Source organism: Streptomyces sp. NPDC013187 (assembly GCF_042899705.1).
GTDB lineage: Bacteria > Actinomycetota > Actinomycetes > Streptomycetales > Streptomycetaceae > Streptomyces > Streptomyces hawaiiensis_A.
On the sequence record NZ_JBIBAF010000011.1, the window covers coordinates 141,631 to 154,409 of the forward strand.

General features: G+C 69.6%; 12 protein-coding genes and 1 pseudogene. 7 read left to right on the forward strand and 6 right to left on the reverse strand.

What is annotated here, in order from left to right:
* Positions 1-128: 128 nt before the first annotated feature.
* The 3 genes from ACFY5B_RS24280 to ACFY5B_RS24290 all read left to right on the forward strand — a co-directional run bounded on the left by ACFY5B_RS24280 (position 129) and on the right by ACFY5B_RS24290 (position 3,093).
* Complete coding sequence (locus ACFY5B_RS24280) at positions 129-908, forward strand: MBL fold metallo-hydrolase (RefSeq protein WP_389972445.1); 780 nt, start codon at positions 129-131, stop codon at positions 906-908.
* Between the two features lie 227 nt (positions 909-1,135).
* The gene (locus tag ACFY5B_RS24285; RefSeq protein ID WP_389972447.1) at positions 1,136-2,080 is read left to right on the forward strand and encodes a hypothetical protein; all 945 of its coding nucleotides are present in this window, start codon (positions 1,136-1,138) and stop codon (positions 2,078-2,080) included.
* A gap of 326 nt (positions 2,081-2,406) precedes the next feature.
* Entirely contained in the window at positions 2,407-3,093 is a 687-nt protein-coding gene (locus ACFY5B_RS24290; protein WP_389972449.1) for an NAD(P)-dependent oxidoreductase, read from the forward strand.
* Between the two features lie 13 nt (positions 3,094-3,106).
* Here the strand turns inward: ACFY5B_RS24290 and ACFY5B_RS24295 are convergent, their stop codons facing one another.
* Positions 3,107-5,338 (reverse strand): alpha-L-fucosidase, encoded by a 2,232-nt coding sequence (locus ACFY5B_RS24295; protein ID WP_389972451.1) that lies wholly within the window; start codon positions 5,336-5,338, stop codon positions 3,107-3,109.
* A gap of 221 nt (positions 5,339-5,559) precedes the next feature.
* Positions 5,560-6,491 (reverse strand): annotated as a pseudogene (locus tag ACFY5B_RS24300) (RICIN domain-containing protein).
* A gap of 160 nt (positions 6,492-6,651) precedes the next feature.
* Here ACFY5B_RS24300 and ACFY5B_RS24305 point away from each other — a divergent pair.
* Positions 6,652-7,026, forward strand: a complete 375-nt coding sequence (locus tag ACFY5B_RS24305) for a hypothetical protein (protein WP_389972453.1) — start codon at positions 6,652-6,654, stop codon at positions 7,024-7,026.
* Positions 7,027-7,095: 69 nt separating this feature from the next.
* Here ACFY5B_RS24305 and ACFY5B_RS24310 read toward each other — a convergent pair whose 3' ends face one another.
* On the reverse strand, positions 7,096-8,292 hold the full coding sequence (locus ACFY5B_RS24310; protein WP_389972455.1) for a cytochrome P450: 1,197 nt from the start codon (positions 8,290-8,292) through the stop codon (positions 7,096-7,098).
* A 156-nt stretch (positions 8,293-8,448) separates the two neighbouring features.
* Between ACFY5B_RS24310 and ACFY5B_RS24315 the strand changes: the two genes are divergently transcribed.
* Positions 8,449-9,954 carry an FAD-dependent oxidoreductase gene (locus tag ACFY5B_RS24315; protein WP_389972457.1) on the forward strand — a complete coding sequence of 502 codons (1,506 nt, stop codon included), beginning with the start codon at positions 8,449-8,451 and terminating at the stop codon, positions 9,952-9,954.
* A 97-nt stretch (positions 9,955-10,051) separates the two neighbouring features.
* On the opposite strand, the gene ACFY5B_RS24320 is transcribed toward ACFY5B_RS24315, so the two are convergent.
* Positions 10,052-10,219 (reverse strand): hypothetical protein, encoded by a 168-nt coding sequence (locus ACFY5B_RS24320; RefSeq protein ID WP_389972459.1) that lies wholly within the window; start codon positions 10,217-10,219, stop codon positions 10,052-10,054.
* Between the two features lie 282 nt (positions 10,220-10,501).
* On the opposite strand from ACFY5B_RS24320, the gene ACFY5B_RS24325 reads away from it, so the two are divergent.
* Entirely contained in the window at positions 10,502-11,137 is a 636-nt protein-coding gene (locus ACFY5B_RS24325) for a hypothetical protein (RefSeq protein WP_389972461.1), read from the forward strand.
* A gap of 219 nt (positions 11,138-11,356) precedes the next feature.
* A complete protein-coding gene (locus ACFY5B_RS24330; RefSeq protein ID WP_389972462.1) occupies positions 11,357-11,905 on the forward strand; it encodes a GNAT family N-acetyltransferase in 549 nt (182 codons plus the stop codon).
* Between the two features lie 87 nt (positions 11,906-11,992).
* Here the strand turns inward: ACFY5B_RS24330 and ACFY5B_RS24335 are convergent, their stop codons facing one another.
* Both ACFY5B_RS24335 and ACFY5B_RS24340 read right to left on the reverse strand, forming a co-directional pair.
* Positions 11,993-12,376, reverse strand: a complete 384-nt coding sequence (locus ACFY5B_RS24335) for a hypothetical protein (RefSeq protein ID WP_389972464.1) — start codon at positions 12,374-12,376, stop codon at positions 11,993-11,995.
* Between the two features lie 40 nt (positions 12,377-12,416).
* Positions 12,417-12,695 carry a hypothetical protein gene (locus ACFY5B_RS24340; protein ID WP_389972466.1) on the reverse strand — a complete coding sequence of 93 codons (279 nt, stop codon included), beginning with the start codon at positions 12,693-12,695 and terminating at the stop codon, positions 12,417-12,419.
* Between the last annotated feature and the right edge of the window lie 84 nt (positions 12,696-12,779).

Sequence of the window (12,779 nt, forward strand, 5' to 3'; positions counted from 1 at the left end):
GCACTCTCCGAATGTCCTCGATTCACCATGCCAGGTCTCCAGCGTATCTCGCCTGCCTGCGCTTTCGCGGCGAGAGTGGAGGACATCAAGGGCGACGCAAGGCCGCCCTGACCTTCAGGGAGCAGCCCATGAACGGCACGGTCACGGTCCTCGACAAGGGCGCGGTCCGCATCCACAGTTACATGTCCCCGGCGGACACCTTCCACACCACCACCCAGCTGATCGAAACCCCGGCTCGGATCATCGCGATCGACGCCCAGCTGCTTCCCGCCTACGCGGACGAGGCGATCGCCTACGCCAAGGGGCTGGGCAAGCCGCTGGACCGGCTCATCGTCACCCACGCCCACCCCGACCACTACAACGGTGCCGCCCGCTTCGGCGTCCCCGTCCACGCCCTGGCCGTGGTGCGCGAGCAGATCATCGCGCGCGGCGACAGCCTGCTGCCGACCGGACTGGTCATCCCCGTCGGCGACTTCACCCCGACCGTCGACCTCACCCCCGGCACCGAGGTCATCGACGGCGTCCCGTTCGTCTTCGAGGCCGTCTCCGGCGGTGAGGCCGCCGACGAACTGCTCGTCAAGCTGCCCGAGCAGGGCGTCCTGGTCGCGCAGGACCTCGTGTACAACGACGTCCACCTCTACCTGGGCAACAACGACATCAATGGCTGGCAGCAGGCGGTCGACGCGCTGGCCGCCGAGTCCGGCTACGACACGATTCTGGCGGGCCACGGCCTGCCCACGGGGCCGGACGTGTACGCGGAGGTCCGCCGCTACCTCGCCGACGCACGCGAGCTGCTCGGCGACGACGGCGACGCGTACAAGAAGGCGATCGTGGACCGCTACCCCGCCCACGTCGGCCCGTTCATCATCGACATCGCCAACCGGTCCCTGTTCGGCGCCACCCACTGATCGCACACCACTGATCGCACACCACTGATCGCACATCCCGCTGATCGCACACCCGCTGATCGCGAAGGGAGGCAGTCATCATGCAGATCACCATCGTCGGCGCCGCCATCATGGCCCGCGGCATCGCGCCCCGCGCCCAGATGGACGTCTTCATCACCGGCTGGGCGAGCACCGTCAAGCTCATCGCGCCCTGATCCCCGCTCCTCCCCCTCCTGGAGAACCACCCCATGGACCCCCGCTCCACCCTCACAGCGCTGGCGGCAGCCGCCCTGCTGGCCTCCGCGGCGACCACGACCGCCTCCGCCGCCACCGCTCCCGTCTCAAAACCCCGTATCACCGCCCACTTCGACCTGGCCGCCGCCCAGCAGCCCGAGAACATCACCCTGGGCGCCGACGGATCCGCCTACCTGACCTTGTCCTTCGCACGGCAGATCGCCCGGGTCGACCCCTCGGGCCGGACGCACGTCCTCGCCACTCTCCCGGCCCCCGCCGAAGCCGACACGCCCAACCTCGGGAAGGCGTTCATCGGCGGCATCGCCCGCGCACACGACGGCACCTTCTACGTCACCTACGCCACGGGCACCGCCGATCTCACCGGCATCTGGTCCGTCGGCCCCGGCGCCCGCCCGCATCGCATCGCCGCCCTCCCCGCCGACGGGCTGCCCAACGGTCTCGCCCTGGACGACCGGACGGGTCGGCTGTACGTCACCGACTCCGTCCACGGCGTCGTCTACCGCGCCTCCGTACACGGAGGCACCGCCGCGGTATGGGCCGGGGGCGACGCCCTGAAGCCCAGCTCGTTCGCCGGCGGCAACGGAGTCAGATTGCACGACGGGGCCGTCTGGACCACCAACGCCGACAAGGGCACCGTCCTGCGCATCCCCGTCACCGCGCAGGGCAGCGCCGGGAGGATCCAGGTCCGGGCCACCGGCCTGCCCTCCATCGACGACTTCGCCTTCACCGGCCGCGGCGACACTCTCCTCGCCGCTCGCAACGACGACGAAGTCGACCTCATCCATCCCGACGGCAGCCACACCGCCGTGCTCACCGCGGCCGACGGCCTGCAGACCCCGACCTCGGTCGCCGTCCGTCGCGGCACCGTCTACGTTCCCAGCGCCGCGTACCTCACGAACGAGGATCCCAACCTCTTGAAGGCCCACCTCGGCCGCTGAGGCGGAAGGTGGCACCCCGGGGTCGGCACGTCGCCCTCCCCCGTCCCCATGAACGACACGAGCGCCAACCACCCCACCACGAACGGGGCTCGCCGAGACGGGCGCGTCGAGCAGCACATCTCTGGTCGCCCGTGGCGGTCTCGCGGTCGTGGTGGCGGGCACGGCCGCGGTCTGGTTCGGACGCAGGCGCCGTACAGCGGGCAGGACTGTCGGACACGCCGCACCACCCCGAACGGGGCCGGGGCGTCCGGGACACGTGGGCGGCCCGGTCGCGCTGTTTCCGCTATCGGCGTCCGGGGTGCAGTCCGAGCCATCCCGGGGACGGCGTGCCCGTCACCTCGCCGACGTACAGGGTCAGTTGCCGGCGGAAGCGCTCCGCCATAGCCCGGTCCTCCATCGGCTCCCGGGTCGCCTCGGAAGCGCTGGGCCGCGGCCACGAGGTGACCGCAGCGACCCGCTCCGGCGCGGCGGCGGCCCTGCCCGAGCACGACTCCCTGACCTCGCTGGCCCTCGACGCCTCCGTGCCCGCCAAGGTCGCCGAGGCCGCCGACGGACACGACGTGGTCGTCTCCGCCGTATCCCCGCCCCGCGACGGCTCCGACCCGGCCGCTCCGCTCCTTGCCCTCTACCGCTCCATATGCGCAGGACTGCGTACCGCCGGCGTGCGCCGTCTTGTCGTCGTCGGCGGCGTCGGCAGCCTCACGACCGCCTCGGGGCTCGACCGGGTCGACACCCCCGACTTCCCCGCGCCGTACATGGGTGAGGCACTCGCTCACCGGGAGGTCCTGCGTCTGCTGCGCGCCGAGGTGGACGACCTGGAGTGGACCTGCCTCTCCCCCGCCGACGAGATCGCTCCCGGCGAGCGCACCGGAACCTTCCGCCTCGGCGGTGACGAACTGCTGACCGCCGAGGACGGCAGCAGCTTCATCAGCGCCGAGGACTACGCGGTGGCTCTGGTCGACGAGGTGGAGAAGGGCGAAGCGATCCGGCGTCGCATCACCCTGGCGTACTGACCCCCGGTGGGCCTCACAGAGCCGTGAAGGTCCACATCAGGTTGGTGCTGCCGTCGTAGGTCCACTGCTTGGTGACGGAGCCGGAGGGCACGTTGCCCCCGCCGTCGAGGACCAGACCGGTGGTGCGGTTGGCGATCGAGTAGCGCCCGTCGCCCCGGTGGGTGATCCGCCACTGCTGGTTGCCGCCACCGTTCCAGGTGGCCTGCCGGGCGGGGGAACCGTCGGCGGCGGCACCCCAGCCGTCGGCCACCATGCCGTTGGCGCGGTTGACCAACTTGTAGTAGCCGTCGCCGACGTCGACCGCCTGCCAGTGCAGGTTGGGGCTGTTGTCCCAGCTCCACTGCTTGAGGTTGGAGCCGGAAGCGACGTCCCCGCCGGAGTCCAGGGCCAGGCCGTCCGTGACATTGGTGATCCGGAAGTACGAGGACGGCGCGAACTGCACTCTCAGCGAGGCGACCTTGTCGTTGCCGCCGGTGCCCCGCAGGTCGGGGATGTCGGTGGTGAAGGTCCACGACGTGCCGGTGAAGTCGTCTCCGGAGGAGCCGGTCACCTGATGGCCGGGAGCCGGCCGCAGTGAGGACAGGCTGCGGGGACCGAGACCGGCGAGCTCGAGTTGGCCACCGTCGTAGTCGCCGACAGCGAGGACCGCGGCCGGCCCGCGGTAGCCGGAGTCCGGGAAGACCACGGCACCGCGCAGGGGGCGCAGACCGGGGATCTGACCGGAGAACTCCAGCTTCAGGACGTACGCGTGGGCCTGGAACGGCGCTGCCGCCGGGAGGCTCACCTGCAAGCCGGTCGCGCCCTGTACGGGCTTGGGCAGGGTGATGTAGTGACCGGCCTTGTCGTCGAGCAGTTTCACCGACCGCAGCGAGGCGAGGTCGATCCGGTCGGAGTCGAGCGTGCCGATCGTCAGCGAACTTCCGGGCCAGCCCAGGACGGTGGCGTACAACGCGGTGTTGGCCTTGTTCCGGGTGAACCGGATGTCCTGTGCCGTGCCGGCGGTCGGGTTCGTGAAGGAACCGCCGCCCATCTTCGTCGGGCCCTCGCCGTGGGCGGTCCAGGCGCGGGTCGAGTACACCGACTCCCCGAAGCGCTTCAGGTAGTCGCCGATGCCCAGCAGGATGTCCTTCTGCGCCTGCGGGATGGTGCCGTCGGCCTTCGGCGCGATGTTGAGCAGCATGTTGCCGTTCTTGCTCACCCGGTCGAGGAACGAGTGCAGCATCTGCTGGACGCTGTAGTAGCCGATGCCCTCCGTGTAGCACCAGCTGGAGCTGGAGATGCTGTCGTCGGTGAGCCAGTACGGGGCGGTGAGGTCTCCCGGACCGCCGCGCTCGTAGTCGAAGACCTGACCGCGGTCGCTCATGCCGTCCTTGTAGGTGGCGACGACTTCCTTGCCCCAGGCCTCGGCCTGGTTGTAGTAGTACGCCAGGAAGTTCAGCCGTTGTTTCTCGTCGACGGCGTCGAGCTTGAAATCCTGCCAGAGGATGTCGGGGCGGGCGCGGTCGATGACCTCCTTGAGCTTGTCGTACCAGAGTTGGTTCTCCTCGGCCGGACTCAGCTGCCCGTACAGCTCCTTGAGGCTGGGGTCCGTCTGTGCGGGCACATGGTCGAAGAAGCCGTTGAAGTGGTACGCGTGGTGCATGGCCACCAGGAGTTTGAGGCCCCTGGCACGGATGGCCTCGGTGAAGAGTCGCAGCAGGTCGAGCCTCGGGCCCTTGGCGACCGAGTTCCACTCGCTGACCTTGCTGTCCCACATCGAGAAACCGTCGTGGTGCTCGGCGACGGGGCCGGCGAACCGGGCGCCGGCGTCGACGAACAGCTGCACCCACTCCCCGGGGTCGAAGTCGCCACCCGCGGACTTCAGCTTCGGCGCGAACTGCACGGTGTTGCCCGCGAGATCCTTCCCCCCGTCGATGAAGTTGCGGTAGGGCCAGGCCGAGGGCGGGCCATAGGTGGCGACGTGGTGCTTGTTGGCCGCGCTGCCCTCGATGTACATATGGCGCGGGTACCACTCGCTCTCGTAGGCGGGCACGCCGAAGACACCCCAGTGGAAGTAGATTCCGAACTTGGCGTCTCTGAACCACTCCGGGGCCGGCGGATGCCGGTCGACCGAATCCCAGTCGGGCGTGTAGGTGCGGGTGCGGGGCACCGCCTGGGCGCCTCCAGCGCCGAACGGGCCTCCGGCAGCGGCGGCCACCACCGTGGCTGCCGTGAGGAACTGACGTCTGTTGGTCCGACTCGACATGGGCGTCCCTGCGACGAAGGGGAAGGGGGGTGCGCTCGGAGACGAGGCTCCGAGCGCCCTTGTGCCAGGGACGAAGGTCGACCATGCGAGCCACTCATGTCAACGGGCGTGCACGTAATTGATGGGATGGATTTCGCGGGTGGTCGGATTCCTACCGGGAAATACGCACTCGCAGCCCGCACTCATCCCATCAATCACGTGCTCTGCGTCCTCGCTGGCCCTCAGGCGGTGCGCCGCGGGAACTGCTGGTTGGCGGCGGTGGCGCTGCAAACCCATTGGATGAGGCGGGCGCCGTTGGCGGTGGAGCCGTTCGCGACGTCCAGGCACTTGCCGCTGTGCTCGGCGATGACCTGGACGTAGCCGCCCCCGGCGCCCTTGAGCCGCCACTGCCGGTTGAGCCCGCCATTGCAGTCGTACTGCACGACGTCATAGCCGTCGGCTGCGGAGTTGTCCTTGAGGTCGACGCACCTGCCGCTGTGCCGGGCTACGAAGTTGTAGTAGGGGCCGCCGCCGACCCCCGTGATCGTGCCGGCCGCCGTGTCGATGGCGACCTGCGGGTACCACGGCAGGTTCATCGTCCTGCTGGTGGGGAAGGTCAGCGGCAGCCAGCGTACCGGGAGTCGTTGGCCGTGCGGCCGATGGAGTCGCCCCAGCGGTCGCCCATGTACAGGTACGAGGTGCCCGAGGTGCCCTGGATCGGCGGGACGTAGGCGGTCTGGGAGCCGTGGGCCGTCGCGTCGCCGACGTCCGTCATCGCCGTCCACGGGCCCTGTAGTCCTTGCCGTTCTCTTGTGCATCCACATGACGAACTTGCCGGTGGCGCTGTTGCATCATCTTCGGCCGCTCGATGTAGGAGAGCTGCAGCTCGGGGGCGCTGCTCTGGGTGAGGGCGTTGCCGCGCGGCTCCCAGGTCTTCAGGTCCGTCGACCGGTAGACCGAGACGGCCTTGAAGGTGTTGTCGGGATTGCGGTTCTCACCGAACCTAGTAGTAGTACGAGCCGACCTTGATCACGCCGCCGCCGTGGGCGTGGACCACGGCTCCGGTGGTGTCGGGGAACTGGGTCACGTTGGTCACGGTGACCGGAGCGGCCTGGGCGGGCGCACCGGCGGACGGGAGCCCGAGGACGCCCACGAGCAGGGCCGACAGGAGCAAGCAGGCACGACGGAGTCAGCGTCTGACCGCGGCCCAGGGGCCGGGTCGTTCGCGGGGTGCGCGGCGATCACCCTGGCCCCGCCGTCGGCCGATGGTCACAGTCGGGTCCTCCCCGGTCATGGAAGGTGTCGAATGCGTCATTCCGTGGTGCAGTCAGGTCATGGCCCCACCGCTCACGGATGACCACGACGCTCTCGCGACTCCAGGGCGCGAGCGTCCCTCCCGGCTGATCGACGTCGCCGTCGCCCTGCTGCTCCTGGTCGCGGACGCGGTCATCCTCGTCGTCGCCGTGGTGCTGCTCGTCGCGGTCGGCTTGGGCACGGCGCACGCTCCGTCCTCCCCTTCGACCGCACGCTCCTCCGACACACCGGTCCTGGCGTGGCTCGTCATCTGGGGCGTTCCGGTGGTGGCGGCAGTCGGCGCCGTCGTGCACGCCCGCCTGAGGATGCCCGTCACGGCTGTTGTGCAGGGCCTGTTCACCCTCGCCTGCACCTTCCTGGCCTTCGCGTGGACGCGCATGCTGCTGGTGTCGTGAGGAAGGCGCACCGAGCCCGCCTGCACCGAGCGGAGACGGGAGCGGAACCGGATCCGCCCGGTCGTGGTCTCACCACGTCACGGGCAGCTCCAACGGGAAACGTCGGATGGTCCGGGTGTCCCAGCGCACGGCCTCGGCCGGTACCGCCAGGCGCAGGCCGGGCAGGCGGGTGAACAGGACCCCGATGGCGGTGCTGAGTTCCGCGATCGCGAGCGTGCTGGCGATGCAGTGATGGTTGCCCCAGCCGAACGTCATGTGGGGATGGGACGAACGGTCGACGTCGAGGGCGTCAGGGTCCGGGAACACCGCGGGGTCTCTGTTGGCCGCGAGGTAGGAGACGTGGACGAAGTCACCCGCGCGGATCAGCACGCCCTCCACTTTCACGTCCTCCAGGGCGATGCGCGGGATGCCGACGCCCTTGCGGAAGGGGATGTGCCGCAGGAGTTCGTCCAGCAGCCGGGGCAGCTGCTCGGGACCGCGCCTCAGCACGTCCAGTAGCTCGGGGTGGGTGAGCAGGGTGAACGCGATGTTGCTGATCTGACAGGTCGCCGTGTCGTTGCCGCTGAGGATGAGCGTCAGTGCCAGGACGGCCAATTCGTCGTCGCTCAGGGGCTCCTCGCCCTGCTCACAGGCCGCCATGGTGTTGATGAGGTCATCACCCCCTTCCACCCGGCGTTCGGCGACGAGCGCGGTGAAGTAAGTGCGCAGGAACCGCTTGGCCTCGGCCGCCGCCTGCCTGGCTTCGGGGGCGGTCGTGAGCATCTGCTGGGTGTAGCGCAGCATGAGGGGCCGGTCCGCGGCGGGTACGTCCAGCAAGGCGCAGATGGTGTGGTTGGGCAGCTGTGCGGACAGACCGAGGGCCAGGTCGGCCGGGGGGCCGTGTTCGATCATCTCGTCCACGAGGCGGTGGGCCACCTGTTCGATGGCCGGCGTCATGCGCTTCACGCCGCTCTGTGTGAAGGCCCGGGCGGCGGCATGACGGAGTCGGGTGCTGCGCGGCGGGTCCATGACGTTGAGCGACTCCGGGGAGACGATCGGTTCGGGAGTCATCCGGGGGTAGTCACGGCCGACGATGCCGGCCCGGCTGAACCTCGGGTCGGTCGTCACCTGACGTACGCCGTCGAAGCTGGTGACCAGCCACGCGTCGGCTTCGCCGTAGGGCAGCCGGATACGGCTGACCGGGCCGCCGGCCATGAGCTGTGCGAGTGACGGGTCGAAGGCCAGTTGCTCGCTGAAGTCGAAGGGGCAGGTGGCGACGTGGGCCATGTGTACTCCTGAACGCGTGCGGCGGTGCGGCCATGTGGGCGGAACCGGGTGGGCCCGGGGCGCGGCCGCCCGGCCCACGGGGGACATTTCGCATAGTGCGGCAGAGTGCCGCTCCATGCACCCAGTGCCGGGTCAAACGGCAGAAAGCGGGGAGACATGCCCGATCGGACCCCTCAGACACCGAAGCAGCCGGCCGTGGACGTGCTGGTCGTCGGCGGCGGCCCCACCGGTCTCACTCTCGCCTGTGACCTGGCCAGACGTGGTGTGCGTACCCATGTGATCGAGGCCGCCGACCAGCTCCTGCCCGGGTCGCGCGGCAAGAGCCTGCAGGCACGCACGCTGGAGGCTTTCGACGACCTCGGTGTCGCCGACGCGCTGATGGCCGCCGGCTCCCCCTTCCCGCCCATGCAGACCTGGCGCGAGGGTGAGCGCCAGGGCGAGTGGCAGCTGATCCAGCCGGACCCTGAGGCCCCGGTGTCACGGTACCCGCGGCCGTGGCTGGTCCCCCAGTGGCGTACGCAGGACATCCTGCGCGATCGGCTGCTCGGCCTGGGCGGGACGCTGGAGTGCGGTGTCCGGCTCACCTCCCTCACCCAGACCGACACGCGGGTGACGGCCGAGGTGACGCACTCGGACGGTGGCCGTCACCTGGTGTCGGCGCTCTACCTGGTGGGCGCCGACGGCAGCCACAGCACGGTGCGTGAGTCCCTGGGCATCGCCATGAAGGGTGAGGAGAGCGGGCTGCGTTCGGCCGTGGTGGCGGACGTACGCGTCGAGGGACTGGACCGCGATCACTGGCACATCTGGCCCGACCCGGCAGGTGAACTGCTGCTGTGCCCGCTGCCCGGGACCACCGACTTCCAGCTGAACGCCAAGATCATCGGTGAGGAGTTCACCGCGACGCCCGAGACCGTGCGCCGCCTGGTCGCCGCTCGTACCCATCTGCCCTCCGACGCCGTCACGGACGTGCGGTGGTTCTCCTTCTACCGGCCTCGCACCGCGATGGCCGAACGCTTCCGTCAGGGGCGCGTCTTCCTCGCCGGGGACGCCGCGCACGTGCACCCGCCCGGCGGTGGTCAGGGGCTGAACATCGGCGTGCAGGATGCCTACAACCTCGGCTGGAAGCTGGGCCAGGTCATCGACTGCCATGCCCCGGACACGCTGCTGGACACTTACGAGGCCGAGCGCCGGGCCGCCGCTGCGGACACGCTGGACCTCAGCACGCGCCTGTACCGGGCCGGCCGCACACCGCAGGACGCCGACGAGCAGGCACGCTACCGGGGGCGGGTATGCCACCTGCTGTCGGCGCACTACCGCGGCAGTGAGCTCTCGACCGACGTGCGGGAGCGTCGTTCTGCGACCGGTCTCCAGGCCGGCGATCGCGTGCCCGACCTCTCGTGCGTCACCACCGAGGGCCCCTGCCGGAACCTCTTCGACCTGCTGAGAGGCCCGGACTTCACCTTGCTCGCGGTGAACTGTGCTGCGCCCTCCGAGGCAGCGGGTCTGCGTATCCACCAGGTGACCGGCGGGCCGCTCGCGCAGGAACTGGGCACCGGGCTGTTCCTCGTCCGCCCGGATCACCACATCGGTCTGGCTGCCGACAGCCCTGAGCCGCTCAGCCGCTACCTGGCGGGCGTCGGGCTGAGGGGGACCGGGATGTAGCGGGCGCATGCGCCTCGAGCTCCGAGCCCGTCCAGCCACCTTCAGGACCGGCGCAGGTCCGGTGTCGAGACGCCACCGGACCTGCTGGAGCGTGAGGTCAGCGTCGGCGGGCCCAGCCGGCACCGACGCCGGCCACCTGCAGACCCAGGCACATCAATCCCAGCAACATGACGTTCGTCGAAGAGAACACATCGTTGGTGCTGATCTCAGCCGCGTTGATCAGGAACGCCAGGAAGAACAACACTGCCGCGACTATGCCGAGCATGACGAGCTCCTCTCGAAGGGGATGCAGCCCGTATGCCCCGCCTTCACGCCCGCAGACACCGGAATGTTCGCCCGCCTGTGCGGGCGCCGATGAAGTCTTCTGGCGGCTGCAACTCCACCACAGGTGTCAACTCGTGTTGTACATCGCCCCGTTGGCACCGGACATCGCAGACCGGAGGCCGGCGTCGAGCAGAAGGACGCTGCTCATCGGGAACAAGCACCTGCTCTTGTCCGTACCATCTCCCACCAAGACGACGTGCGGTACACAAGAAGGGTCAGTGCCATGCCCGAGACATCAACTCCCGCCACCGAACTCGCATCGCAGTACATCGCCCAGGTGACGGGCGACCTTGACGCGAACCTCAAGGAGCAGGAACGCATCAGCGCGGACATCGCCTCCCTGCAGGAGCAGCTCGCCGCTCTGCAACATGACCACAGCGTGCTGGTCAGCATGCAGCAGGCACTCGGCATCACTCAGGCCCAGACCGGTTCCGCGGTCGAGTCCAAGAGCGCCACTGTGCCCTCACCGCGGCGGAAGAAGGCCGGTGCCGCGGCCGGCGGGAAGCAGAAGGCACGCAAGTCGACTGCCGCCCCCGCGAAGAAGACGGCCCGCAAGTCCGCGGCCAGGACGGCGGACAGCGCACCGGCCACCGAGCTGACCCTGGTCGAGCTCATCCGCCGCCACCTCGCCGAGCAGAAGGAGCCGCGCTCCGCCGCCGAGATCTCCACGGCGCTCGGCCAGGCCCACCCCGGCCGCGACATCTCGCCCAAGGTCGTACGCGTCACCCTCGAAGGCCTCGTGGCCAAGAGCGGGGCCGAGCGCTCCAAGCAGGGCAGGTCCGTCTTCTACAGCGCGCCTGCGCAGAGCGGGAACGGCGCACCCGAAACCGGGGCACAGCCCCAGTCCACGGACAGCTGACGGCAGGAGGTGCTGGCCCGGCCGGCCGGCAGGAACGCCGGACTCAGACCCCGGCCGGGGCGCGATGACTGTCAGAGGGAGCGTGGCGGGGACGCTCCTCAAGGGCACGAGCCGTGTTCGTGGCATGAGTCGACGGTCCTCACGGGCTGTGCGACGGGGCTCGCTGAGCGATGATCCGGTGCCCTGCTGGTGAGCGCCTCTTGCGATAAGTTGCCCGCCATGACCGAACCAGGGCCCCTCGGCCGGCCGCCCGCCCCCTTACGGACCGAACGGCTCGTGCTCCGCGCGTCCGAGGCACGGGACCGTGAGGCGTTCATCGAGCTGTTCGCGTCGCCGGAGGTGGGCACCTACATCGGTGGCGCCCGACCGCGTGACGAACTCGAGCGTGCGGTTCCCGAGGTGCCCGGGCGTCGCTGCGGCCTTTTCGTGATCGATCTCGACGGGACGATGATCGGTATGGTCACGCTTGATCGGCGTGGCGCGGAGCGTCGGGGTCACGTCCGGCCGGAGGCCGATGAGGCCGAACTCGGTTACATGCTGCTGCCGGAAGTCTGGGGATGCGGCTACGCAGCCGAGGCGTGCGCGGCGGCGCTCGGCTGGTTCGCCGACGCGCATCCCGGCGAGCCGGTGGTGCTCTGCACCCAGACCGCCAACGAGCGGGCGATGCGCCTGGCGGTGGGGCTGGGGTTCACCGAGGTGGAGCGGTTCGAGGACCACGACGCCGAGCAGTGGTTCGGCATGTGGGCGCAGGGCACGCCCGCCCGTTGAGTGCGAGGCCGGGGAGCGCCGGAGCGCCCCTGGGCGAGCTGGGGCAGTGCGACCGTCGGCAATGCGCTCGACAGCGCACGCGGCACCTCACCACAGGTGCAGGAAGCTCCGTACGTCGTCATACCCGTCGACGGCCCGACCGTCCACGTCCGACGGGTCGGCCTCGGCGCGCTCCGCCAACGACGACGCCAGGGCGAGCGCGTCATCACTGAGACGCCCGAAGCGCCGAGCGGTGTGTCCCAGGCACAGGCCGGCCAGCCCGAGCAACGGACTGCCCGGCACGGCCCGTGTCCCGACCTGCACGCACCAGTGCTCGACGAACTCCATGTCGTCATCGTTCAACGCGCTTCCGACCAGGACACTGGCGGCCTCACCCTCGGCCGCGCGGTCACGCAGAGCCCGCTCCAACGTCTCGACCACGACCTCGTGAGGCAGCGCCGGAGGGTTCGCGAAGGTCCGATGCAAGTGCACCACGCGAGACTACGTGCCCGCGTCGTTCGCACTCCACCGATTACACCGAGGCGAGCCTTGCCTGATGCTGCACCAATGGCTGTCTCGTAATCTCGGTGAGCTGGTCGGCGTTGGGTTGGTCGTGCAGGTACTCTCCGCTCAACGGACCGTGGTGATCGAGGCGTTCACCGGGCTGTGATGCGGCAGCCAGCGCAGTAACCGCAACGACCGCACTGCCTTCACCGAGTCCGGCATCGACAGCGCCTGCGGCAGGGCCACCGTCCTCACTGACGGCGGATACCAGGGCACCGGCGCGCTTCACCCGGATGAAGAACTGCAAGATCCTTCGGGACTGCCGTACGTATGCACAATTTGGCCCTAGACCAGTGAAAGGCGCGCCTCTTCAATGGGCGGAGCACAGGTT